The sequence below is a fragment of the Hyphomonas sp. J20-32 genome (assembly GCF_055808555.1).
Genome location: NZ_CM147873.1, coordinates 1,985,675 through 2,010,748, shown reverse-complemented (window position 1 = coordinate 2,010,748; position 25,074 = coordinate 1,985,675). Strand labels below are relative to the sequence as shown.

At 55.5% G+C, this 25,074-nt stretch carries 20 protein-coding genes; 7 read left to right on the top strand and 13 right to left on the bottom strand.

Annotated features, from left to right (window positions below; genetic code table 11):
- Positions 1–5: 5 nt before the first annotated feature.
- Both AC0L7I_RS09925 and AC0L7I_RS09920 read right to left on the bottom strand, forming a co-directional pair.
- Positions 6–716, bottom strand: coding sequence for a hypothetical protein (locus tag AC0L7I_RS09925; RefSeq protein ID WP_473396276.1), 711 nt, complete (start codon positions 714–716; stop codon positions 6–8).
- The gene (locus tag AC0L7I_RS09920; RefSeq protein ID WP_473396275.1) at positions 709–1,917 is read right to left on the bottom strand and encodes a tyrosine-type recombinase/integrase; all 1,209 of its coding nucleotides are present in this window, start codon (positions 1,915–1,917) and stop codon (positions 709–711) included. The genes AC0L7I_RS09925 and AC0L7I_RS09920 overlap by 8 nt, the downstream gene beginning before the upstream one ends.
- A 97-nt stretch (positions 1,918–2,014) precedes the next feature.
- On the opposite strand from AC0L7I_RS09920, the gene AC0L7I_RS09915 reads away from it, so the two are divergent.
- The 3 genes from AC0L7I_RS09915 to AC0L7I_RS09905 all read left to right on the top strand — a co-directional run bounded on the left by AC0L7I_RS09915 (position 2,015) and on the right by AC0L7I_RS09905 (position 5,180).
- The gene (locus AC0L7I_RS09915) at positions 2,015–2,719 is read left to right on the top strand and encodes an IS6 family transposase (RefSeq protein ID WP_473396274.1); all 705 of its coding nucleotides are present in this window, start codon (positions 2,015–2,017) and stop codon (positions 2,717–2,719) included.
- 290 nt (positions 2,720–3,009) lie between these two features.
- Positions 3,010–4,005 (top strand): DUF7064 domain-containing protein, encoded by a 996-nt coding sequence (locus AC0L7I_RS09910; protein ID WP_473396273.1) that lies wholly within the window; start codon positions 3,010–3,012, stop codon positions 4,003–4,005.
- A 107-nt stretch (positions 4,006–4,112) separates the two neighbouring features.
- The gene (locus AC0L7I_RS09905; RefSeq protein ID WP_473396272.1) at positions 4,113–5,180 is read left to right on the top strand and encodes a phosphotransferase family protein; all 1,068 of its coding nucleotides are present in this window, start codon (positions 4,113–4,115) and stop codon (positions 5,178–5,180) included.
- Between the two features lie 38 nt (positions 5,181–5,218).
- Here AC0L7I_RS09905 and folE read toward each other — a convergent pair whose 3' ends face one another.
- From folE to AC0L7I_RS09860, 9 genes are all read right to left on the bottom strand, one after another.
- On the bottom strand, positions 5,219–5,917 hold the full coding sequence (gene folE / locus AC0L7I_RS09900; RefSeq protein ID WP_473396271.1) for a GTP cyclohydrolase I: 699 nt from the start codon (positions 5,915–5,917) through the stop codon (positions 5,219–5,221).
- Positions 5,907–7,448: an acyl-CoA synthetase gene (locus AC0L7I_RS09895; RefSeq protein WP_473396270.1), complete on the bottom strand. Its 1,542-nt coding sequence runs from the start codon at positions 7,446–7,448 to the stop codon at positions 5,907–5,909. The genes folE and AC0L7I_RS09895 overlap by 11 nt, the downstream gene beginning before the upstream one ends.
- 90 nt (positions 7,449–7,538) lie before the next feature.
- On the bottom strand, positions 7,539–8,960 hold the full coding sequence (locus AC0L7I_RS09890; protein WP_473396269.1) for an aldehyde dehydrogenase family protein: 1,422 nt from the start codon (positions 8,958–8,960) through the stop codon (positions 7,539–7,541).
- On the bottom strand, positions 8,957–10,150 hold the full coding sequence (locus AC0L7I_RS09885; protein WP_473399135.1) for a CaiB/BaiF CoA transferase family protein: 1,194 nt from the start codon (positions 10,148–10,150) through the stop codon (positions 8,957–8,959). The genes AC0L7I_RS09890 and AC0L7I_RS09885 overlap by 4 nt, the downstream gene beginning before the upstream one ends.
- 438 nt (positions 10,151–10,588) lie before the next feature.
- Positions 10,589–12,103: an FAD-dependent oxidoreductase gene (locus AC0L7I_RS09880; RefSeq protein ID WP_473396268.1), complete on the bottom strand. Its 1,515-nt coding sequence runs from the start codon at positions 12,101–12,103 to the stop codon at positions 10,589–10,591.
- A gap of 15 nt (positions 12,104–12,118) precedes the next feature.
- On the bottom strand, positions 12,119–13,195 hold the full coding sequence (locus AC0L7I_RS09875) for a phosphotransferase family protein (RefSeq protein WP_473396267.1): 1,077 nt from the start codon (positions 13,193–13,195) through the stop codon (positions 12,119–12,121).
- Between the two features lie 68 nt (positions 13,196–13,263).
- Positions 13,264–14,301: a DUF7064 domain-containing protein gene (locus tag AC0L7I_RS09870; protein ID WP_473396266.1), complete on the bottom strand. Its 1,038-nt coding sequence runs from the start codon at positions 14,299–14,301 to the stop codon at positions 13,264–13,266.
- A gap of 67 nt (positions 14,302–14,368) precedes the next feature.
- Positions 14,369–15,667 carry a cytochrome P450 gene (locus tag AC0L7I_RS09865; RefSeq protein ID WP_473396265.1) on the bottom strand — a complete coding sequence of 433 codons (1,299 nt, stop codon included), beginning with the start codon at positions 15,665–15,667 and terminating at the stop codon, positions 14,369–14,371.
- 85 nt (positions 15,668–15,752) lie between these two features.
- A complete protein-coding gene (locus AC0L7I_RS09860; protein WP_473396264.1) occupies positions 15,753–17,516 on the bottom strand; it encodes an N-acyl-D-amino-acid deacylase family protein in 1,764 nt (587 codons plus the stop codon).
- Between the two features lie 259 nt (positions 17,517–17,775).
- Here AC0L7I_RS09860 and AC0L7I_RS09855 point away from each other — a divergent pair, with 259 nt between their 5' ends.
- Positions 17,776–18,540 (top strand): tyrosine-protein phosphatase, encoded by a 765-nt coding sequence (locus AC0L7I_RS09855; RefSeq protein WP_473396263.1) that lies wholly within the window; start codon positions 17,776–17,778, stop codon positions 18,538–18,540.
- A 115-nt stretch (positions 18,541–18,655) separates the two neighbouring features.
- Here AC0L7I_RS09855 and AC0L7I_RS09850 read toward each other — a convergent pair whose 3' ends face one another.
- Both AC0L7I_RS09850 and AC0L7I_RS09845 read right to left on the bottom strand, forming a co-directional pair.
- The gene (locus AC0L7I_RS09850; protein WP_473396262.1) at positions 18,656–21,127 is read right to left on the bottom strand and encodes a TonB-dependent receptor; all 2,472 of its coding nucleotides are present in this window, start codon (positions 21,125–21,127) and stop codon (positions 18,656–18,658) included.
- A 79-nt stretch (positions 21,128–21,206) separates the two neighbouring features.
- Positions 21,207–22,313 (bottom strand): phosphotransferase family protein, encoded by a 1,107-nt coding sequence (locus tag AC0L7I_RS09845; RefSeq protein WP_473396261.1) that lies wholly within the window; start codon positions 22,311–22,313, stop codon positions 21,207–21,209.
- A 326-nt stretch (positions 22,314–22,639) separates the two neighbouring features.
- On the opposite strand from AC0L7I_RS09845, the gene AC0L7I_RS09840 reads away from it, so the two are divergent.
- The 3 genes from AC0L7I_RS09840 to AC0L7I_RS09830 all read left to right on the top strand — a co-directional run bounded on the left by AC0L7I_RS09840 (position 22,640) and on the right by AC0L7I_RS09830 (position 25,036).
- Entirely contained in the window at positions 22,640–23,098 is a 459-nt protein-coding gene (locus AC0L7I_RS09840) for an Lrp/AsnC family transcriptional regulator (protein ID WP_473396260.1), read from the top strand.
- On the top strand, positions 23,095–23,574 hold the full coding sequence (locus AC0L7I_RS09835; protein WP_473396259.1) for an Lrp/AsnC family transcriptional regulator: 480 nt from the start codon (positions 23,095–23,097) through the stop codon (positions 23,572–23,574). Before AC0L7I_RS09840 ends, AC0L7I_RS09835 begins: the two co-directional genes overlap by 4 nt.
- Positions 23,575–23,947: 373 nt before the next feature.
- A complete protein-coding gene (locus tag AC0L7I_RS09830; protein WP_473396258.1) occupies positions 23,948–25,036 on the top strand; it encodes a phosphotransferase family protein in 1,089 nt (362 codons plus the stop codon).
- Positions 25,037–25,074 lie beyond the last annotated feature (38 nt).

Here is a 25,074-nt window from a genome sequence, read left to right as displayed (position 1 = left end):
AATGTTTAATCGCGATCGGTGTGAAAATCCAAAGTCAAACATTCTCTTGCGTTGTTGAGTATTACGTTCACCAACCATTCTTTTGAGGAGAGCAATTCTTTCATATGAGGTGATGCCGTCAGTTCGATCCGCTGCCAATTTTCAAATTCTTGTCTGATAAACTCGAGATACCATTGCTGACCGTGACCCCATTCGGTTGAATGGAGATTACCTGCGTGGCCTTTTGCGCTCCAAGTCTTGAAATTACGTATCGTGGAAGCAGAGCATCTATACCCCACTTCGGCCAATTTTTCGCATAAGAGACTATTGGCTGCCGTTGGCCCCATACCGTTCTCCCCAAATTCCGCGAGGAAGACACCAACTGAGATCATCAGACGACGCTTGGCTGGATCGGCTCCCTTCTTGTTTCGCTTCTTGCCTCCTTCAATCCGAAAAAGCGGTGACTCCGCGCCAGCTTTGAGTCTCGCGAGTTCGGTTCCGAGTCTCGAAAGTGATGACTGCAAATAGGTGCCGCGCGACGGGTGAACTCCAAACTTATCCTGAGTCGACAATGCCCATTCGATAACCAATTGAGCCTTCATGAGCGCATGTTGAAAGTGATCAAGATTTGCGCTGGACAGTGGCTCAAACTCGATTGACAAATCGCTGAGCCAACCCTGCTCGTTGAGCGCTTCTTTGATGGTGGCGAGTCGCTCATCTCGAGATTGATTACTCAACTTTCGTTACCTCTTCGACTGTTTCGCTGTCTGCACAAAAGTCTGCCCACGCCTGCATCAGGATCCGACGCTTTTCCAAGGCGTCACCTCGGCGATAGGCGCGCTCAACTTCGTTCCCTACGGAATGGGCGAGCGCCGCCTCAGCTACTTCGCGTGGAAACGTCGTTACTTCTCCACACCAGTCTCGGAAACTCGATCGAAAGCCGTGGACCGTGAATCCTTTGGTGCCCATGCGCCCAAGGAGGTTTCGTAGACTGGTTTCCGAGATTGGCTTAGATGTCGTCTGCCCCGGAAACAGGTAGTCAGCCCGACGCACCACCGCGAGCGGCGCGAGTATCTCCATAGCGGCGTCTGACAACGGCACGCGGTGCTCTTTGTCTGCCTTCATCCGTTCCGCGGGAATTGTCCAAACTCGAGTATCCAGGTTGATCTCGCTCCATCGGGCCTCCCTGCCCTCACTTGAACGTACCGCTGTCAGGATAATGAACTGCAGAGTCTTCGAGGACAGGGCCTTTCGCTTACGCAACTCGGTCATGAATGCTGGCAACTCAACGAAACCCATCGCCGCGTGGGGCTTTTTGCTGCGCCTTTGCTTTGGAAGGATGGCCGCCAAATGTCCCCGCCAAAGCGCCGGGTTCTCGCCGCTGCGCAACCGCTCTGCCTTTGCCGCATCAAGTATCCGTTCAATGCGCCCCCTGAGCCGCGATGCTGTTTCAGGCTTCTCATTCCAGATGGGTTGCAGGACTTCGAGAACCTGGACCGTGTCGATCTCTGCGATGGGCGTTGACCAAATCGGCGCGGCGTATGTCTTGAGCGTGTTCTCCCACTGCTGCCTGTGCTTCGCATTCCGGAACCCATGCAGGATCCGTTCAAGGAACCGCTCGGTGAATGCTCCGAATGTCATAGCCGCAGGCTCAGCGTCCGCAGGCGCGCTCCAGATCGCTCGTGGATCGCGTTTTGGCTTCTCTGCTAAGTATCCCCTGCCCTCCTCAGCCCGTCGTCGTGCTTCGGCTAGAGACACAGCCGGATAACCACCGAGTCCTAACTCGGGCCGCTTTCCTTCCCAGCGATATATAAATAGCCAGGATTTCGCGCCCGTGGACGATACCTGAAGCCAAAGCCCGCCTCCATCTGCGACGCGGCCGGTGGTTTTTGCATCCTTTACCTGCTTCGCGGCGAGCCGATTCATTGTGACTGTCATGGGCGCCCCTAGTGTTCGAAGGCGCTGAAATACCCCGCCGGGCATTGTCAGTGGAACCGGGCTTGAGGTGACCGATTCTGTTGTTTAGCCTTCTAATATGGCCAAAAACCCACTCCGCTACTTCAAAACCTCGCCCGAAATCATCCAGCTTGGCGTGCTGATGTACGTCCGATTTCCGCTCTCGCTTCGGAATGTCGAAGACCTTCTCCACGAACGCGGCATTGATGTCTGTCACGAAAGTGTCCGCCTCTGGGTCGATCGGTTCGGCACATATTTCGCTCACAAGATCAGGAAGCGGCGCTCCGAGTCGATGCGGCGCAGCCCGCAATGGCAGTGGCACCTGGATGAGGTCTTCGTGAAGATCAGAGGTGAGCGCCATTATCTTTGGCGCGCTGTCGACCACGAAGGCGAAGTCCTGGAATCCTATGTCACGAAGAAGCGGGATAAGGCTGCTGCGTTGAAATTCCTCAAGAAAGCAATGAAGCGATACGGTAATCCACGAGTAGTCGTCACGGACAGATGCCCTTCTTATCGGGCCGCAATGAAGGTCATCGGCAATGAGACACGCCAGGAAACCGGTCGACATCTCAATAACCGAGCTGAGAATTCGCACCTACCCTTTCGACGACGGGAGCGAGCGATGTCGAGATTTCGGCGCATGCGAAGTTTACAGAAGTTCGTTTCAATCCATTCATCAGTACACAATCACTTCAACCTCGAAAGGCACATCAACTCCAGAATTCGCTTCAAACAGAAACGCGACGCCGCCCTTCGCGAGTGGCGCGACCTTCTTGTCGCCTAACACCTGCTCGTCAGCGAATATTAGAGACTGGTTCGCATTAGCCTGACAGCACCCCTTTGAGCGCTTTAGTCCCAACAAACACCCAAACACCAACTTACATTTTGCGTATATTTGTGTCGACATTTTGGCTATTATACGAAATATTATCGTGAAGTGATCGCTATTTTGCGGTCCATTTTGATGTTTTTTGTTTGCAGTATTTACAGCCACAACACCCACTGGCACCCGATTAAGAAACAAAATTCGGGTCACCTAAAGCATGCGAAGACATAAAACAGGGAGAGAGAAATTTGAGTTACGACGTCAGCTGGGATAAGCCCCACATACCCTCAAAAGACAGACACTGGCAGGAAAGTGACTGTTACTGGTTCTACGACAGGAAAAACGGGATTGGCGGGTTTCACCGCATTGGACAGAAGCCCAATCTCGGTACCGGACAAGTCACACTTTTCGTGTTCAAGGAAGGTGGGGAAAGATACATCCTAAGCTCGGGCGAGAAGGCTGAACACAAACTTGGACCGGATGATCGCCAGGCGGCCAAGCAGGTTGTCGGCAGCCACACGGCAGAAGCGCTTGGTGACGGTCGGATGCGGTTCACCTGGGGCGAGGAAGAATGCGAGGGCGATCTCGAATTCTATGAGTTTTTTCACGAGCCCCGGAACTGGTCGAAGACGGGCCATTCCGACGACTTCATGAGCAGCATCAATTCCGACGGACACCTGGAATGTTCAGGGCGTATCCGCGGAACGGTCAAGATTGGGATGAACAGCTACAATATCGACGGTCTCTGCCACCGCGACCGATCGTGGGGCTTTCGGGACAATAGCCGCGCCAGCCTGCATCGCTACCGGATGTTCTCAGGGACCGTTGGGCCCGAGCTCAGCTTTGCGAGCTTCCTTCTGGACCTGAAAGATGGTCCGAAAATGGTTGCCGGCTTTGTCGCCCGCCATGGAGAGGATCTCGACGTCCGCGACCTGCGGGTTATCACGCGGTTTGATTCAGATGGCCTCACGCCCTTGGGAGCAACTGGGATTCTGACGCTCGAAACCGGCGAGGAAGTCAGAATTGAAGCCAGCTCGGTTCAAGGCTTCATGACGCCCGTTCCAGAGGCCGGGGCAGCCTCGCAGGACCATATCTCGACATTCATGTACAATGGAAAGACAGGTTTCCTGGACCTCGAGCTGAGCACCAATCCAGGACGGGGCACCTATATTCCAACTCAGGAAGACGTCACTTTTCTGGCTGTAGACCAAGGGCTGTCATCCAGCGTCAGATACACTGACTAATCCAACATCTTTCCACGAATAGGCCCATCCATGCGGATGGGCCTATTCGCCTACTCCATTATTCGGCAGCGAGGCACAATATGTCGACAGATGAACTCAAGGGCACGATGGCGGAGTCTGTCAGGCAGGCCAAATCGCGTTTTCTGAAAATTGATACGGCGACGATCCAGCGATTCATTGAGAACCAGCCCGATGTATCAGGGCCCGTCTCTATTGAAAATGTCGTCTTTCCGGCCGATGGCGCAGGCTCAAGCAATGGCATCGCCTTCCTCAAGGCGACCGGCGACTTCGGCGACGGCGTGCAATCTCTTGACCTGGTTCTGAGATACTCGCCGGGCGAGCAGCTCCTGAAACAGAAAAGGTATGACCACGAATTTGAAACCCTGATTGCCCTGCAGCCGTTCGGGTTGCCTGTTCCGGAAGCGCTCTGGCTCGACGCAGATGGTCGATGGCTGGGCACCGCAGGCTACATCATGAAGAGGGTCGATGGCGACGTCCCGAGTGCGGCGATGTATTCTGCAGGACCTCTGGCAAACGTTTCGCCCGAAGTTCGAAACGAGCTTATGCTCAAGGCGGCGGGATTTCACGGTCAGCTCAGGAAGGCCGCGATTGGTCCAGACAAGGTTCCCCATCTCGTGAACAGAGGCGATGGCACAACGTCCATCCGCCGCGAGCTGAGCTGGTGGCTCGAAGAAGTAAATCAGGTTTGTGACGGAGAGGATCCGAAGGCCAAAATTATCAAGGCCGTCCATGACTGGATGGTTCAGCATGAACCGAGAGACCTCTATCCAGCCAATCTTGTGCACGGAGACGCGCAGATCGCGAACATCATCTATGCTAATGGAGACATTGCTGCCGTCGTTGATTGGGAATTGTCGTATCTGGGCCACAATGAGTCAGATCTGGCGCTGATCTGCTTCCTCACCGAAAGCCAGAAACTGACAGACACAGCTGTCGAAGGCACACCGACGGAAGAAGAGTATCTCGAACGGTACAGCCGCGAAAGCAGCACCGAGGTCATGCACTGGCCCTATTTCAAGCTGTTCAATCTATACAAGATTATTGCCGTTTCCCGAATGTCAGCGCACTTCATGCCCTCATTCGAGCAATTGTGGGCTTTCTATGTGCAACAACTCGAAGACGTCTGGACCGCGGCGAAAGAAACTTACGAATAGCATACGGTGTTCCTCGTCTATAGCCGAGCAAGCGGGAGCTATTGCCGCAGCCGTATCAAAGTCAGAAACTCACGCCTCAATGATGCATTATCGAGAAACTGCCCCCGCATGACGCTGTTGATCATCTGGGTATTGTCGTCCTTCACGCCGCGCCAGTGCATGCAGAAATGATCTGCCTCCATGACGATAGCGATTCCATCCGGTGTGATCAGCGTTTCCAGAAGATCGGCCAGCTGGACAATCGCCTCTTCCTGGATTTGGGGGCGCGACATGATCCAGTCCGTCAGACGCGCATATTTCGACAAACCGATGAGATTTGACCTCGCATTCGGCAAGATCCCGATCCAGACCCGGCCGATAATCGGACAAAGGTGATGGCTGCAGGCACTGCGGATGGTGATCGGGCCAACGATCATGAGCTCGTTCAGTCCTTCGGCATTTGGAAACTCGGTCGCTTCCGGCGCTGGCAGATATCGGCCGGAGAACACCTCGGACAGATACATGCGCGCGACCCGCTGAGCTGTCTCGCGTGTATTATGGTCACGCGCGGTATCGATCACGAGGCTATCAAGAACATGATCGACTGCCGCCTCGACCTCAGCCTTTATAGCGTCCAGATCACCCGGCTCCAGAAAAGCCGAAATATTGTCATTGGCGAAGTATCTGCGGCCAGCCGCTTCCAGCCTTTCTCGCACTCTTGCCGAAGCTGTTGCAGGCGTAGACGTCTTATTCGGCACGCGCTTCTCCTTGATGCCAGTATGTATCGCGGAGGGATCGCTTATACAGCTTGCCCGTGGCCGCGCGGGGCAGTTCATCGATGAAATCGATCTGCCTCGGGATCTTTACGCCGGAAAGCTTCTCTCGCGCAAATTGGGAGAGTTCCGAGGCCATGTCAGGGCCAGCCTTGGAGCTATCCTTAAGCTGCACGACGGCGATCACCTTCTCTCCCATGTCCGGGTCAGGGCCTCCGATCACGGCGACGTCCAGCACATCTGGATGCGTTACCAGGTGGTTCTCGATCTCCTGGGGATAGATGTTCACGCCGCCGGTTATGATCATGAAACTCTTTCGGTCTGTGAGGTAGAGAAATCCGTCCTCATCAAGCCGCCCCACATCGCCAAGAGTCGACCAGCCACACCTGTTTCGGCTTTCGGCAGTCTTTTCGGGGTCATTGTTGTAGGTGAACGCATTACCACCTTCGAAGAAGACAGTGCCTTCCTCGCCAACACCAAGCTCTTTGCCTTCCTCATTGCAGATATGGATCGTCCCCAGCACCGCGCGGCCTGCTGTCCCCGGCCGTTCAAGCCACTCTCCGGCGCGCACGAATGTCATGCCATTACCTTCCGAACCGGCATAGTATTCATGCACGATTGGGCCCCACCACTCGATCATCGCGCGCTTGACCGGGACCGGGCACGGGGCCGCCGCATGGATGACTGCCTTCAGCGATGAGACGTCGTAGCCGAGCCGGGTCTCCTCCGGCAGTTTCAGCATTCGAACGAAATGGGTCGGTACGAACTGAGCGCACGTCACCCCGCGCTTGTGCACGAGCGAGAGCACGAGTTCAGGGTCAAACTGCTCCATCACGACGGCTGTTGCCCCCAGCCGCTGTATGGTCATTGTCCAGCCGAGCGGTGCGGCATGATAAAGCGGCGCCGGGCACAGATAGATACTGTCTTGGCTTGCGCCGGCAAGCTTTGAAACGAGTTTCGGGAATGCTTCATCTGCCACCGCTGGCCCATCGACCGACCGAGTCGGTGCAATCCCCTTTGGACGCCCAGTCGTCCCAGACGAGTAAAACATGACAGCGCCGCCGCTCTCGTCACCAATCGGAGCAGCGTCCATTTCAGCCAATGCCTCGTCCCAGTTCCCGTAGGCTTCGTGATCCTTGCCCGTCTTGAAGAGGAGAATGTCCAGGCGTGCGTTCGCAACGCTATCAAGCTCCTTTGCGAGGTAATCGGAAGTCAGAAGCAGACGGGCCCCGCTATCCCGGAGGATATAGGCTATTTCATCAGCCGTAAGACGCGATGAAACAGGTACGTAGAAGAGCCCTGCCCGCTGCGCCGCCCAGCAGAAGTCGAAGACTTCGGGGCAGTTCTCCAGGCAGAAGGCTACCTTGTCGCCTTTGCTGATACCGAGCTGACGAAAGAGCCGGGCGCCCTTATTGGCAGTCTCTTCAAGCTCGGAATAAGTGCGCGAACGCCCGCTCGGCTCGAAGACAAGCGCCTTTTTTCCTGGATGAGACTGCGCGAATATCCGTGGATGCATGTGCTAAACTCTTGATCAAGGGATTGACGGCGGACCTTTTCAGTTCCGCCTTTAAAGCTACGTGAGACAGGTGTGACGGGTGAAGCGAACTCAAAGCTTCGCGACATAAACGGCCTGAGGCGCCATGAATTCTAGCAGTCCCTCCATACCGTTTTCGACGCCAAAACCGCTTGCCTTGTGCCCGCCGAAAGGTGTGTCCGGACGCAGGTTGAGGTTCTGATTGATCCAGACAGTACCTGTCTCCATCTTGCGCGCGATCTTCATGGCCTCGTCAGTATTCTTCGACCAAACGGCGCCTGCCAGTCCGTACTCGCTGTCATTCGCACGGTCGATTACATCGTCGATGTCAGAAAATTTGAGCATCGGCAAAACCGGTCCGAAGGCTTCTTCCTGAACCACGCGCGATCCTTCCGGCGGGTTGTCGACAATCGTAACCGGGACGAAATACCCCTTTGTATCAGGAATATCTGCGCCTTCGATCAGGGTGAGATTATTGGCGCGCGCATCGTCCAGAAGGTTCATCACCCGGTCGAACTGACGCTTGTTCTGAATCGGGCCCAGCACAGTGCCCTGCTCCGATCCGTCCCCGACCTTGGTTGCTTTTGCTATCGCAACAAGCCGGTCGCGAAGCGCATCATAGACGGACTCGTGAACATAGAGGCGCTTGGTGGCCACGCATATCTGGGACGTGTTGGCGAACGCGCCGAAGAATATCTTCTGGGCGACTTCGTCCACATCGACATCGGGCAAGACAATTGCGGCGTCGTTCCCGCCAAGCTCAAGCGTCAGCGCCTTGAGGTCGCGCGCAGCGCTTTCCATGACCTTCTTGCCGGTTTCGGTTGACCCGGTGAACGAGATTTTCGCAAAGCCTGGATGAGACGTCATCCATGGCCCAAGCTCATCCCCGCCGGAGATCACATTAAGCACGCCGGGCGGCAGTATGTCCTGCAGGAGCTCGCCGATCTTGAGCGTACAGAGGGGCGTAAAAGGTGACGGCTTCAACACCATCGTATTGCCCGCCAGAAGCGCGGGCGCCACTTTCCAGATGGCGAGGTTCACAGGGAAGTTCCACGGTGCAATCGCGCAGACGACGCCCAGAGGCACATAGCGGGTTTCAATGAACTGCGCGTCGCTGTCTTCAGAAATATGAACGGGCGGGCGCATCTGCGATACCATTTTCAGCCACTGGCCCGACATCATGATTTCGGCCGCAGCTCCTTCAGTCGGCCGTCCCTGCTCCTTGGTGAAAAGGCGTGCCAGTTCGGCCGAATGCTGAAGGATGACGTCGCCGGCCTTTGCAAGAAGATCCGCGCGCTCCTCGATCGGACGCGACTTCCAGGCCTTGAAGGCTAGGCGGGCGGATGCCACCGCATCGTCGAGCTGTTCCCGGCTACAATCTGGAGCCTGCGCGAACACCTCTCCCGTTGCCGGATTGATGACATCAATCTGCCCCTTCGCAGAAACGCTCTTGCCATCAATGGTCATTGAATAGTTCCGGTCAAAGTCGGTCATACACCTGTTCCTGTCGTTGATTTTTTTGAATGACGATAAGCTGTCGAACGCCGCTCAAGCCCGGCTCGAATTTCATCGCTGTGTTCGCCAATCCGAGGCGGCGGGAGATGCTCTCTTCGCCCGTGGGCGCCGAAACGGACGGGTCTGTTGATGTCATACCAGGCGCCCTCGCTTGGGTGATCGCGTCGCTCGAAAAATCCGTTCTGCGACAGCTGTGGATCCTTGAGCATGTCCGCGAGGTCGCGGACAGGCATGCAGGGGATCCGGGCTGCCCGGAAGCGCTCAATCCATTCAGCCGTCGTGGCCGTCGGCGTGATTTCAGCGAGGCGCTGATACAGCTTATGCTGCCCAAAAAACTGTTCTCGCGGCGTTTCGAGGTGTTCTCGTTTCAGGAAATCGAGATCGTCAATCACGGTGAATACCATTGCCCAGCTTTCGACTGTATACGGCACTATGCTGATATAGCCGTCGCTTGTTGGAAATGGCTGGCGGTCGGGATCGAGCTGACGCGGGTAACCGACCGCCGCATTGGGTGGATCGAATGTCAGCCCGCCCAGATGCTCAGCCAGCATGAATTGCGAAAAGGCTTCGAACATGGGTACTTCAACGAACTGTCCTTCTCCGGTTCGTAGCTTATGCACATAGGCCGCCAGCGCTGCCTGAGCCGCGTAAAGTCCCGCCACCTTGTCCGCAATCAGGGACGGAATGTACCGGGCCTTCCCACTGCCATCGACACGTCCAGACAGCGTCGCGACACCCGAAGCCGCCTGGATAACGTCGTCATAGGCTTGCAACCCATCATAAGGCCCGCCAGAGGCAAAGCCGACGCAGTGAATGTAAATAAGCTCAGGATTTAGCGGCGTCACCTGGTCTGGGCCAAACCCCAGCTTTTCAATCGCGTTGAGGCGAACATTGTGAATGAAGATATCGGCCGTCGCCAGCAGGTCTGCCATGACCTTGCTGTCTTCCGGCGACTTGAGATCGAGAACGATGGAGCGCTTATTCTTGTTCAGCGCCATGAAGCCTGGTGACATGCCGCGCGTTCTGGCTGGCTTGGCCGATTGACGGAACTGATCGCCTTCAGGGGCTTCGACCTTGATGACATTCGCGCCAAGATCGGCCAGCATCTGCGTCGCAAAAGGCCCGAAAACGACGCTCGTCATGTCGACGATCGTCACACCTTCCAGCATTGATGTGCCGGTGCTGTTCTCCGGTTTCCGTTTCAAGCAACTTCTCCCGTACGGTCACAACCGCCCCGGTCGCGCCGCGAAAGATGTCTCCCTAGCAGAACGCGTTGGACAGACCCGTCTTCGAGCATCAGAGAAGCGATATAGAGGCCCAGAAACACGGACCCGACCATCCAGAACGCGAGTGAGCACAGAACTGCACGCCTCCAGTGCTCTTCGCGGTAGAATAGCCAACCACACACAAAGAGGTTGAATAGCGTGATGTCCCAAAACACAGCCTTCACCCATGGATAGGCGTCTGATGCCGCGCCGATCTGCGCGACCGACACCGAGAGGCCAGACTGAGACCATGCCCAGACGAACATGACCGCGGCGGACAGTGACGCGAGCACGCCAAAACCGATCAGGGCGGACCTGTATGCTGACGCTGAAGGATTTTGCTTAAGCATCGATATGTGCCGGTGATTTTTCCGGCGAACCGTGAGACGCGATGATACCCGCAATCTCTTCCCGGCTCGGTCTCTCGGCATATTTGCGCGCCAGTCGAAGCGACGCGCCTGGCACGATATTCGCGCGCATGACCCGCAGCCAGTTGCTCGGCTTCTTCGCCCAGGCCGCAGGGGATGTTACTCCGTAATAGGCTTTGACCAGCTCGCGATAGAAAGTCGGATCGATGGTCGGGGCGATGTTCGATGTCCAGTGAGCAACTGCCGAAGCAGCGCGGGATCTGATTGTTTTTCGCGAAAGGCCCGCACGGGTTTCAAACCGGGCCTGATCTTCCCTGTCGACGGTGAGCATCATGGACCACTCGGAGCGGAACCGCTCTTCGAGTGCGTTCTGGTATCTGATGACCTGCTCTTTCGGTGTGCCGCCAGTCGCCAGAATCTCAGCGAGTATGTCGCTGCCCAACACACTCCAGGTGCAGCCGCGGCCAAATTTGGGGTTCGATCTTATGACCGTATCGCCGACCGGGAAATAGCCCAGCACTTGAGCGTTCCCTGCAGGGGCCAGTGTCCGCCAGAAAAAATCCATATTGGCCCAGCCGACAACGGGCGAAGTTGGCTTGGCTCTTTCAGGTTCAATCCATCGCGCCGCTTTCGGAATACGGCGGAGGATATCTTCAAACACGCCCGGCTTTGAAAGCGCGCGGTCATAGAGAAGTGGATCGTCTTGATTGACGACGATCGACATCACGAAATTTGTGTCGTCCGCAACGAAGGTTGTCGCAACCAGATCATCGAAAATCACGCCCGGCATGCCGACAAATTTCGGGAAGTCCTGACCAGGACGAAGTCTGTAGTGCCGGGTGAAGTAGGCCGATTTGGACTTGTAGTGAAAATCGCCGACTCGGGCGCCCCGTGCGATGATAGGATCAAGCAAACGCGTCATCCGGCCCGATGCATCGATGATCACGTCACTAGTCAGAGTATGGGTTTCGTCCCCATCTTCATACTCTAGTCCATGGACCTTGAAGGGGGCTTGTTTGTCATTGGTCAGGAGGCGCAGCACCTTCACTGAGGACCGGATCGTGATGCCGTGCTTACGCTCGGCATATTTGCGCATGGCCTGCTCTAGAACAGCGCGCCTGGAGGCAAGCACCGTCAGGTCCTCATCGCCGGGCTTCAAGATAGCATCGCTGTTGCGGGTACATGGCAGGCATTGCTCTACCGGGACTTCCTTCACTCCGGCCGCCACCATCTGCTCGATCAGTCCCGGATACCACCGATTTAGCGCATTGCGCAGGCTACTAAGGAAGAAATGCGGTTGCATGGTATGCGGAACGCCCCGCCGTTGGATGATCCCATTGCGCGTAATCTGATCTTCAACATCGATGAGTTCGTCTCTTTCGAGAATCGTCACGGGAATGCCGCGACGATTGAAGGCCAATGCCGATGAGAGACCTGCGATACTAGCCCCTATGACGACAACGCCGCGGTCCTGCAGATTAGTGCCCACACAATCCTCTTTTATTCACTGGTTCATGAGACGCTCACAAAGCGCCCAGTAGAAGCCGCTCATCGCATCGTATTGGGCGACGATATCGTCGGGGAGATAGGTGCTCATTGACCCCATGCAGATCAGGATTTCGTAACACGCATGGACTTTATAATAGTCGAGGTTTCCGAGCTGCTTTCCGCCTGCCTCTGCATACATGGCCAGCCATTGCGCCTCACTCGGCGGGCGCACCGGAAGCTGGTCGGCATGTGGCCGGTGCGGGTCCATTGAAACGATCTGGATCGCGAGATCGAGCTCTGGGGCGCCTACGGAACTTAGTTCCCAGTCGAGCATTGCCGCGACGCGGTTCTCATGAAGCAGGTAATTTCCAAGGTTGGGATCACCATGCATCAAAACCGGGTTCTCATTAGCGGGAGCATTCGCCAGAAGCCACTCGCGCACTGGAACCAGCCGGTCATAGGCCTTGGGCTTGGCCCAGTCCCACGTCTTCCACCACCAGTTCGTCAGCTTTTCCTGCGGTGTGCTGCCCTCGGCTTTCTTGGTGAAATTTTCCAGCCCCAGTGGGACGTGATCAAGATTGTGGATTTTGGCGAGATTGCGCAGAATGTCCCGGTAGATCGCCTGACGTCCCGCCTCATCGGTCTCGACCAGAGGGCCGCTAGTGAAGAGGGACGTGGGTATGGGCTCTCCAGGGACGCATTCCATGACAAAGCCGACGACGCCGATATCCTCGCCCGTTTCATCGAGGCCATAAACCGTCGGAACGGCTATGCTGGTATTCCTTAAGCGCGACAGCAGGTCGAATTCGGACTTGAGGTCATACTCAACGAAAAGCCGCTGATCCGATTTGGGATCGTAGCGCAGGACAAGCCTCTTCAACTCATCCTCGCCGTTCTGATGAATCCTCGCTGTGAAAATCAGAATCCCGGAAGACGAGCCCGATTTTGCAGCGCCCCCGCCAATGTCCTCCAACGAAACCTTGGCCCCGAACACCTTTTCCAGAAAGGGTGCCAACCGCTCAGGGTCGACCCTCGCATATGTTGACTTGGCTGCGGCAACACTTCTGTCCAGCGTATTTGCAATGTCGCTCATTTGTATTCTCGCCGTGTTTGCGTGCGGCAGAATTGGGATTCAGTGGCCAATCCTGTGCACTTGATTTCCTATTGCCGGATCCATTGCGGATCGAACTCTCTTTTGGTGAGGCCGACATCGCAATTCGCCATGAGCGTATTGGAGACGGGCTGTTCGCCCCGCAGCGGATTGTCGATCATGTTGAAATCGCATACGCCCGAACGGCCATTCCAGCGCGGGATCGAAAGTGCTTCAATGCCGGCCGGCGATGAGCCTGGGCCGCCATTGTCGAAATGCGTCGAAGTAACAACGCCGTCGACAGTGTCCACATTGATTCTGAGAATTTCACCATTCTCCAGTTTCACGACAGACCATCCTCCGATGACAGAATAGCCGTCACAGAGCGTGGAGCTGACAGTGTGCAGATCCTTGATGGCCTCACGCTTCCCGTTGAGCATGACCCAACCCATCTTATGAAGATTACCCGGCTCGTCCATCATGCTGACAAGCGAATAGGACATGTCAGGGCCGACTGTGCCTGCATGCCAGCGCGCAGCGCGGAAGACGGCATGCGGGCGATCTCCATAGCCATGGTCGCGATAGGCGAGACCGTTTTCAATGTCGATTACGCGGTTACCAAAGCGCACGCGGCCTTCGAGGCGCCCCGCGCTTTCTGGATGGCCCGACGTGCCCATCGTTGCCTGCTCGGACCCGGCAATGCTGCCTAGAAGCTTGCCATGGTAGCCCCCCCCGACGAATGACCAGTCCTGCGAAGGGAACCAGTCGTAGACCCGCAGATCGACCTCAGCGTCATCATCCCAGGCTTCAAAGCGGCAATACTTCATGTCCGGAATGGAGAACTTCGCCGTACCGGAGCTGGCAGTCGTTTCGGTACGATCGCCTTTCTCCAGTTTGCGATCGAGGAGGTGACGGCGAAAGCGTGTTCCGTCTGGAAGCGCCATACCCCAATGGGTTTGTGTCGCCCCCTGATTCACGTAGGCGCCTGTGCGGAGAAAGCCCGTTGCGCCGGTGATAGGATCGCGAAAAACCAGCACCCATGATTCCTGCCAGTCAGGATGATCAGAAGGCTTATGTGGCAGATCCACTTCAGAATATAGAGACGTCAAATCATCCTCCCTGGGACATAATCTTGTTTTGTTTAGTCAAGGTCGACGTAAGCGACCTTTCTCAAGGCTAGGCTGCAGTAAAGTTGATGGGCAATGTCTTTGGCCCGCTGATGAAAGCTGATTGCGTCCATTTTGGCTGACCCGCGAGTTCCACCGTTTCAATTCGCGGCAAGAGTTCTTCGAAGAGTATCTTCATTTCGAGCCTTGCCAGATGCTGTCCGAGGCAGACATGCGGGCCGAAACCAAACGCCAGTTGTTTGTTAGGCTGGCGATCGATCTGAAACTCAAAAGGCGCATCAAAAAGCTCTTCGTCTCGATTGGCTGACATGTACGACAGCATCAGCCAGTCGCCAGCTCGGATTTTCTTGCCGCGCAGCTCATAGTCCTGAACCGCTGTCCGCATGAAATGCTTAACCGGTGTCGTCCAGCGGATCGCCTCCTCAACGAGACCCGGGATGAGGGATGGATCCGCTTTAAGCCGGGCGAGCTGATCCGGCGCGTCAGCGAGCCCCCAGAGCGCACCAGCTGTAGAAGCCGATGTCGTGTCATGGCCTGCGGTCGCCACAAGGACATAATAGCTGTTGGCTTCGCGCTTCGCGATCGGCTTTCCGTCAATCTCGGCGTTCGCAATCACTGTCGCGACATCGTCGCGAGGGTCCGTACGGCGCATCTCGGTGAGTTGGTCGAAATAGGCATAAAAGTCGCCAAGGACGGCATTGAACACATTCAGCGCGGTCGATGGGTCACTCATCGCCCCCGCATCACGGCTCTTTTCAGGATCGCGGGCCCCAAACAATTGCTGCGTTAACGCCAGCATCATGCCCTCATCATTTTCCGGCACGCCGAGTATCTCCATAACGACGCGGAGGGGATAGTTGAGCGCAATATCTTCGACGAAATCGCACATCCCGCCGCGGTCCATCATGCGGTCCACATGATCCCGAGCGATCACCCGTATACGATCAGAGAGCTTCTTCAGGTTCCCGGGCATGAACCATGCCTGGGTCAACATACGATAGGCACGATGATCGCTCCCATCCATATTGACGACCGAATGGGTCAGATGAGGAGAGTTGAACTTCGCCCCGATCGCATCCAGCATATCGCGAGCGACCAACACGGTAGAACGATCTCCATTCCGGAAGACATCTGCGTTCTTCTCGACTTCGAGAATGTCGGCATGCTTCGTGATCAGCCAGAACGGATCGAATGACTCAGGCTCGACCCAGTGAACCGGATCCTTTGCCCGTAGATTCGTCAGCACTTTGTGGATATTTTCCGGCCGCGCAAACTCACGGGGGTCCGTGACTGCGGCGGAAGGTTCCAGTTCAGTTGCGACCAGATTGCCGCCATCACCAGCGCTCATGCTAGTCATCCATTTTTGAGATTTGTGTGGTCACACCGCGACGCTTGCGCCCGCAGCGTGAGCGGACAATTGAGATGGCCGAAAGCTATTCCGCAGCCATTGCGAGCGGCGTTGCCAACTTGCCATCCATTTCCGCACCCATGACACCGATGAGCTGGCCCGGAACCGCGCCCGTGCATTCTGTACCGTTCCGGAAGGTGACTTCACCGTTCACCAGGACGTACTCGATGCCTTCAGGCTTACAGATGCGGCGCCACTCGCCACCCGGCAAATCATGAGCGATGTCGTACTGGAAGCGCCGGTATCCAAGTGCCTCATAGTCGTAGATCACGATGTCAGCTGCACTATCCTTTTTCAGCGTTCCGCGATCCGTCAGATTGAAGACCTTCGCCGGAAGACCGCTCAGCTTGAAGTGCATTTCCTCAAGCGTCATCTGCCCGCTTTCACGCACCATCCACATGATCATATCGGTGGAGAAGTGTCCGCCAGACCAGAATTTGACGTGGGCGCCACCATCCGAGGTGCCCGGCAAAGTCAGCGGATGCTTGAGGACCTGAGCCACTTTCGCCGTATCGGCGCTCATCGCATCCGGAAGCAGGAAGTCAGATACAGCTTCCGTATCAACGACAATATCCATGAACAGATCGGTGATACAATCGCGACCGAGCGCTTCGGCAATCTCCTGAACTGTCTTGCCTTCATGGTCACACCATGGCTTTACACTGTTGGCGTTGCTCAGTTTGTAGGTTTCCAGAGGGCCGCCGGCCGGAGCCAGAAGGACGGGGCTGTACGCTTCGCGCAGACGAGCACGGAAATCTTCGTCAGCCGCCTTGGCAACCTTCGCCGCCTGATCACCCGCAAAAGTAAATTCGCGGAACGCAGGAATGATGTTCCAGATGTCCCAGTCCATCGGCTTGAACTCATTCCAGCCACGCATGGTGAGGGTCATGGAGTACATCTCAAGGCCTTCGGCTTTGGCCTTTTCCAGCAGCTCCAACATTTCCTCGTGATATGTTGGAAGATAGTCATTCACGAGCGTCACATTGTGGATCACAGGACGTCCGGACCGGCGAGCCACTTCCAGACCGACCTCGCTGAAACGTGCTCCCGGCGTGTCAACCAGGGCCTGAATCACCCCCTCTCCTCGCTCGCGAAGAACATCAGCCATCGCGTATAGATCTTCCACGTCCATGATATCGGTGGGCATCGGCTCGCCATCGCTATCGATGTGCGTGTTGTGATTGCCCTGATAGGAAAAGCCAAAACCGATCGCACCCGTGTCCATCGCGCGGTTCAGTTCAGCCTTCATCTCCTCACGCTCTTCCGGGGTCGCAGACCTCGTCTTGGCGGCTTCGAGCCCCATGACATAGATCATGAGCGGATTGAGCGGAACCATGCTCAGGACATTCACCCCCTTGGGAATGCCCTTCAGGTGCTCGAGCCATTCTGGGTATGTCTCCCAATCCCAGCTGAGCGCCGATTTCAGGGAGTTGTATGGAACTTGCTCAGTGGTTTCCATTTGCTGCATATAGCGGTCGCGGTGTTCTGGCCGGCAGGGCGCGAGCCCGAAACCGCAATTGCCGACAGCGATCGTCGTTGTGCCGTGCCAGCCTGAATTCGTCGCGTATGGATCCCAGTGCAACTGCGCATCATAGTGCGTGTGAATATCGATAATACCGGCCGCAACCACCTTTCCCGTCGCATCGATGACCTGATCTGCAGTGCCTTTCAGGTCAGGCCCGATTTCTCGTATTTTGCCGTCCACAATGCCAATGCAGCCAATGTAGCCAGGATTTCCGGCCCCATCGATAATCTTTCCGCCAGTAATCAGGGTATCAAAGTGCGCCATTGCATTCTCCCAATTTTGGCATCGTCACAACCGACGATGCTCCATATGCCCGTTTGTTTGAATAATTTCATATTTTATTGCTTTGGTCAATCTTTGCGAACTCTATTGATCATTTTTATGCGCATTTTTGATCGCGCGTCATATACTCGACGCAAGACTGTGCGATAGTGCCCCCCACCTCGATCGCTCATACATAGGGAGTTGCAATGTGAGCTACCCAAGCAATTCAGGTCGAACGACCCAGTCAGGACCTGCGACGATGCCACTGGCGGGCATTATGAACTTTCGGGAGATGGGCGGGCTGAAGGGGCAAGGTGGCAGACGCATCAAACCGGGCCTGTTTTGGCGGTCAGCCGGGCTGGACAGGCCGCATACCGAGGATATCGACCTGATCAAGGGTCTCAATCTCAAGACGATCGTGGACCTCCGCGGCGCAAAGGAGAGAGCTGCATTTCCGACTCACGCCGCTTTGGCCCAATCCTGCGAAATCCTTTGGTCCACAACGGACGCCGAAAGTACACAAGCGGAAGTGTTTGAAATGCTCACCAGAAGTCTTGATGAGGGCGCACTGACTGAGGCTGTCGCGTCGCTATATATTCAGATCGCCGATCAACACGCAGCGCATATACGAATGGTTTTTGATGCAATTGCAACAAACCACGTCCCCATTCTGGTTCATTGCGCCGCCGGCAAGGATAGGACAGGTGTCGTCGTGGCCATCGTGCTGGAAAGCCTGGGTGTCGATCGCAGCGATATAATGTCGGGCTATCTGGAGACGAACCTCCATCTTGATTGGGACCGACTCTCTGTCGCCGCCGCAGCCGGAACCGGTGTCAGGGAGAACAGTCTGGACCGGATGAGTGCTCCGGCGCTTGCGCTCATCAAACGCGCCCATCCTGCATTTCTCGAAGCAGCCTTGTCCGACATTGACTCACGCTATGGATCAATTGACCGCTTTCTTGCGCAAAAGGCTGGCGTATCGTCCGCAACACTCGCGCGAGCTCGCGAAAACCTTTTGGAATAACCACACGTGGCAAGCAGCCATAGCAGATGCTCAAAGCAAAAAATATGCCCGACAGGACAATCCTGTCGGGCACAAGTGCAATGCGTTTCCTGTGGGACACGCTGGAGGAAAGCGCCTATCTTGCCGACCCGAGCTTCATGGACAAGCGGGCCCCGAAGGTTCGAGGCGGAGAAAATTGTCCCGTTACAGATGCGGTTGTAGCTGAGGCAACGCGACTATAGGCGTACATTTCGTCACCGATGTTCTCGACAAACAGCTGAAGTTCGAACCGATCGTCGTTCGGCCGCCAAATCAAGCGGGCGTTCGATATCCAGTAGTCGTCTTCCGCCGTACCTGCCTGGAATGGCGCTTTTCCATTGAACACGTCATGAAAGACTTCGCTCGTATAGGAACTTTCACCGCGCAGGAGGAACGTCCCCAAATCGCTGACTTCCGTCTCGAACTGCGCCCCAAAGTTTAACTTCCACTCTGGCGCGCGAATTAACTGGTTGCCGCCAATATTCAAAGTCGCGAGCCCTGTTGGGTCTTGCAGCAGCTCATCACTGTATTCGGAATGAATATAGGACCCTGAACCATCCAGCTGGAAGCCATCCAACACCCTAGGCCGGAGCACATACTCAGCCTCTAGACCATAAAGAGTCGCGGCTGCCGCGTTCTTGATCGTCGAGGCATTGCCGACATAGGTCGTGAACTGAATATCCGAGAAATCGTAATAGAACGCCGCCATATTCAACAGAGCTTGATCGTCGGCAAACGTAGTCTTGAAGCCGGCTTCGTACGACCAGAGGAACTCAGGATCGAAACTGCCGACGCATTCGCCCGGATTAAAGCCACCAGCTTTGTATCCTCTGGAGACCTTGCCATAGAGCAGTGTCGTTTCCCCGGCGTCATAGTCCAAGCCCGCAGATCCGGTGACCGCTTCCCAGCTGTCATCTTCCTGTCGATCGCAGAGCGCAGCCGCCGGCACAAAGTTTGAGTGCAGGCGTCGAAAGACGTCTTTCTTGTCTTCTGTGTAACGAAGCCCCAGCGAAGCCCTCAACCGATCAGAAACGCTGTAAGTCCCGTTGCCATAGACGGCAATCGACTCTGACTTTTGGTCGGCACCGAAGGACAAAGTTCCCTCTGACAATACTGTTGGATTGTTGAGCGTCAGCCCAAGAACAGGGTCAGCAATAAGTTGAAGCAGGTTCGGGATGAAGGGCTGAGAAAGATCAAATACGGGCGGAGGGGTTGGACTGGACAGGCTTCCCGCCAGCGCAACCTGATCACCAATTGAAGGCGTAATGAGATCTGCCTTCAGGAGCGCGTCGTCATGGTAGTAGAATCCGCCGACAACGTAGTCGAGCTTGGAGTCCATCGTCACACCGGACAGCGTGAACTCTTGTGTGAACTGCTTTGATGATTGGAAGATTGGATCTTCGCGCAGGATTGCCGCCGACGTTCCATCATTGTCGACCCGGATCGTGGCTTCAGACTCGCGGTAAGCGGTGATCGACTTCAGCGTGGCACTCCCGAGATCGAACGAAACCGTTCCGCTCAAGCCATCGACGTCAAAGACCTGCTTAGACGGAAAGTTGTTGGCAAAATCTGTCGTTTCGGTCGGATTCGGCACAGCTAAGCCAGGCTGCGTCAAACCGTAGAAGTCTGCGACACTTCCACTCCCGAGAAGCGCCAGGTCCGATGGCGAAAACAGCCCAGGAATACCGGCGAGCACTGGTGCCGGTAGCGAGAACAATCCGAGAGGCGTCGCAGACGAGACGCCAGAGGCGAGCGGAATTTCTTCCACGAGCTGCACCACAGTCGACGCTGACTGACGCGTCTTGTCCGCGCGAAGCACAATTTGCACGTCAGGGGTCAGGTCTATGAGCAACGAACCCTGAGCGCTGAAGAGATCATTGGCGTCATAGTCTTTTCCGTCGAACACGTTGTGCCGATAGCCGTCACGCCTGTCGTGCTTCATTGTAAGGCGACCGGCAATCCTATCCTCGACTATGGCCCCGGTCACACCACCGGCGGCTGCCAGCCGGCCATAGTCACCGGCAGTGAGCTCCAGATTGGCGCCGTAATCATAGTCGGGCAGCCGCGTGATGTAGTTGATCGCACCACCGGTCGCGTTGCGCCCGTATAGCGTACCCTGGGGACCGCGTAGAACTTCAATCCGCTCCAGATCAAAGCTGGGCACGGCCTGGGCAAACAATTGGCCGACATAAACGCCATCCTGAAAAGTTGCGACGGTCGGCTCGCCGGCGGTTACCGTCAGGTCTGACCCGATACCCCGCATCGACAGCTGCGTGTAACCAGTGAGCTGGGCAAAGACGAGTGACGGCACGCTGAACTGAAGTTGTTGCGGCCCCTCGATCTGCTTGAGTTCCAGAGCTTTAGTGTCGAATGCACTGACAGCCAACGGTGCACTTTGCAGCGATTCTTCCTTCTTCTGGGCCGTTACAGTAATGGCTCCAAGCCGGCGTTGCCCTTCATCGGACAGGCCAGTCTCGGCAGCGTCGTCTTGCGCCAAGGCAAATGGTGCATAGCCCAAAATACAAGCTGCACACACACCTGCCAGCAAGCCTGACTTGATTAATCTCATGAGTTTCTCCTCCCAAAGAAAATATTTGATTCTTATAGCACCCGGTTCGCTCTCTACACGGATTTTGAACGACCAATTTTTAAGATATGCTGACGCCAAGCGCTTTTGCTCGAGCCCGGCATATGTCAGGGCCTCTGCGCATGACGGGGCCAAACGATCCGAGAACTTCCGGCGGAAAATGTTTCATCGCCAGGACGTTGATGATGCCCAACCTGTAAGCCACGAAAAGTTCGAAGTATTCAAGATGCTGGAGCTTGTACCCTGTCATCCGCTCATACTCGGTCTTGCGTTCTTCATAGGTCAAAGACCCTTCGGGCATCGGGACGCCATCAAGCAGGATCTGATCGCCTATATGCATGAACGCGACATCGCATTCCCGGGTACCGAGAAAGCTCATTTCCCAGTCGAGCACCGCAGTGACTTTCGTGCCCTTGAACAGGTAATTCCCATAATTCGCATCGCCATGGCAAAGAACGACTTCCATACCGTCTGGCTCGTTGGCGATAAGCCAATTGCGAATTGGCTTAAACATCTTGATGTACTCGTTATTCTCCGACCAGACGAGCGCGTCCCAATACCAATTGGTTTCCCGCTCTATGGGCCGCGCACCCGCCGCACGCTCCTCAAGCCAGCCTAGTCCGAGCGCTTTCCAGTCGACGGAGTGAATGTCTGCAAGCGCAGACAGGTATGCGAGGCTCATCTTGCGGCGGTCGGACGGTGACGCGTCGTGAATAATGCCCGACGTCATCCAAGCCATGGGAGAGCTCGTCCCCTCGACACGCTCCATTACATATCCGGGACGCTCAAGATACTCGCCTTCTTCATCGAGCCAGACCTGGGACGCGACTGGAACCGATGTCGATTCAAGGCTACGCTGCAGATTGAACTGCTCCTTCACATCATAATGGTGGAACAATCCACTGGTGGGCAAAAACCGAAGCACGAAAGCCTTCTCGACCGGCTGTCCGTCGGCGCTATAGCATACGCGAAACAGCAACGTACCGTTCGATCCGCCAGCCGCTTCCGCTACTGGCTTTACATCTCGAACGCGAATCGGCCCGGTCACTTCTGATTGTGCGGCAATCAGCGCTTCGAGCCTCTTAGTCCAGAGTTCTGGTGACGTACCGGAAAACCTAGCCTGCCTTGAATGCTCAACAATACCGCTGCTGATCTGCTCCGCATCCATTGCCTTCCTCCCATAATGCGCCCCTTTTTGAGCCTTATGGTTCGCATTACTACGCCGCTTTTGGAATTTGGCAAATTAAATCTAATTTTTTTAGCGGTTTTTAATTCGCATCGCGCCAGTATGGATACATGACAGCCCGGCTGTGGCGTGCTGGAATTGCGTTCGGCCCCACGAGCGAGTAGGCACATCGGCTGCTAAAGCGCATTTGGCGATGCCCGGAGATGGAGCACTTAAGCAATTCGATTGAATCGAAATGGATTTTACGGGATGAGTGACGCGTCTCATTGCGACAGCCGTGAGTACGTTGAGCCTGGAAGGAGCAAAGAATGTTAGTCAACGAACTGGATATCGCGATTGCTGAACTTCTCTCCGAGAGCGCTCAGATTACAAACAAGGAAATTGCTGACAGGGTCGGAAGCACAGAAGTGACGATCGCCAATCGCATACGTGATATGGAAGAAAGCAACATACTGAGGGTCGTCATGCAGCGCGATCTGCGGGCACTCGGCTTTGACCTTGTGGTATTGCTGGACATTTACGTGACAAAAAGGCCACCTGAACTTGTCGCGGAAGAGCTGGCTAAGATTGAAGAAGCTGCCAGCGTCTCCGTTCTACTATCCGATCCGGACATTTTTGTGCAGCTTAATGTACGCGATCGGAAACACCTGCTGCACACAATCGAAACCAAGATTGCGCCTATCAAGGGCATCTCGCACTGGACGGCAAACATCGCGCTGGAGGTCGTGAAACTCGACCTTCGCTACGGTACCCTGGGGGCAAAATGAGCAAAACAGACCGGTTGGACGAACAGATTCTGGAGATCCTCACCAAGGATGCCAGGATAAGCAATCGGGAAGTCGGACGACTGCTCGATGTCTCCGATGTTACCGTAGGCAAACGTCTCAAATCTATGCAGAGGGCTGGCGCTATCAGGCTAGCCGCACTGATAGACCCGGTCGCCCTCGGACTGAGTTGCGCATCCTTTATCAGATTGAAGGTTGCCCCTGAAATGGCGCGCGAAATCGCTACGGCGGCCAGCGAGCTCAAGGAAGTGCCTTTCGTCGCGCTGACAGGTGGCACCCACAATGTCGTGACGCTCGCTCTTGTTGAAGACCGTCACGCCCTTGCCCAACTCGTGCACAATCACTTTCGGAAGTGGGAGGGCGTGCACTCGCTTGAAACACACGAGATAAGCTTCTCTCCCAAACACAGGCTTGATGTGGTCAGGATTACCGAGAAAGCGCGGAACAAGGTCCGCTGATACCTGTTTATCGCGACCCAATCCAGTTCAGCCTAACGCTTTACGTGAGGCTATACGCTTAACTTCGCCAAGTCGTTAGTATGCGAATTGAAGATGATGCGCTTTCGTGCCTGGCTGGCACGGTATGCCTCCTGTCTCAAATCCGCCAGCCGGAGCGATCGAGGCACGTCAACTAGACGCATAGTGCCACTACCAAATGAGGTCACCCAAGCGTCGGAAAATTCAGACCACTTTATATTGCTAACTTTTTTGAATAAAATTGATCGATAAACACCTTTGCGGGCATGAATTCCATGTCGTATGCGTTTCCAAAATTGAAAAGCACTAGCTGGATCGGTCTGCACGCACCGAAACCGAGCGGAGAGGAAAAATCATGTCGGCAAGCGCTAAAGAACTTGGGCAAAGAATCATTGAGATCAATCGGAAGGTCCGACTGGGCTCCACGACCACCGAGGAATGGCGCGTGCGACTGGATGCGCTTTTGGCAGCTCAACCAGATTTTCCGCGCGCCTGCCATGCTCAGGATGTACGTTTTCCCGAAGGAGGCGCCGGAAGCTCAAGCGGAACGCTTTTCTTCAAGATGTCGCATGAAGAAGACAGCTCAACGCGCGACTGCGTTTTGCGGTTTGAGCCATCCGAGCGGCTGTTCCACACCTATGATCTTGATGGACAGGTGAGAATACAGAGAGCGCTTTCGTCGAGCCCTGTGCCCGTCCCCGCTCAGATATGCGAGGATATCGACGGTGAGTTTCTTAAAGTTCCAGGCTATGTGATGGAGCGCTCTTCAGGCGAAGCTGCACCTGGCGCCTGGTTTGCTGAGGGTGTGATTGCCGATGCAACGCCAGCTAATCGCCAGAGAATGATCCTGTCCTTCGTGGAGACTCTGGCAAAGATTCACCAACTGGATTGGCGCGCGCAGGGGCTGAGTTTTCTTTCGAGAAGAGCCATCGGCCCAAATTTGATCGGACGCGAAATCAACTGGTACTGGGATGGGCTGTCATGGGCGGGCGAAAATGACGCCCAGAAGAGGTTCTCAAAAGTTCGCGACTGGCTGCTTGCCAATGAGCCAGTGGTGCCAAGACCTGTCCTCTGTCACGGCGATGCCAACTTCACAAATTATCTGTTCCAGGATAATCAGGTGAGTGCCGTTCTCGACTGGGAGATGGCCTTCATCGGCGCGCCCGAAGCCGATCTTGCCTATGCCTTGATCGGCATGTCGTCCCTGTCCTCAGACTATCCCCCAGGCACGCCAAGCGACAAAGAAATGAAGGCTGCATTTGAAGCAGCGTCAGGTACGAAATTACAGCATTGGGAGTATTACGCGGTCTTCGCCCTCTTCAGGATCGTGCTGACACACATTCTGGGCCTCAGGGCATTTCCGGAAGACTTCCAGGCTGCGTTTCAATCGCATGTCGAGGGATTGATTGCCCGTTTGAATACTGCATGGGGCGCAGCAAAATAAATCCGTCAACGCCAGCCATTCGCAGAGAACTTCGCATC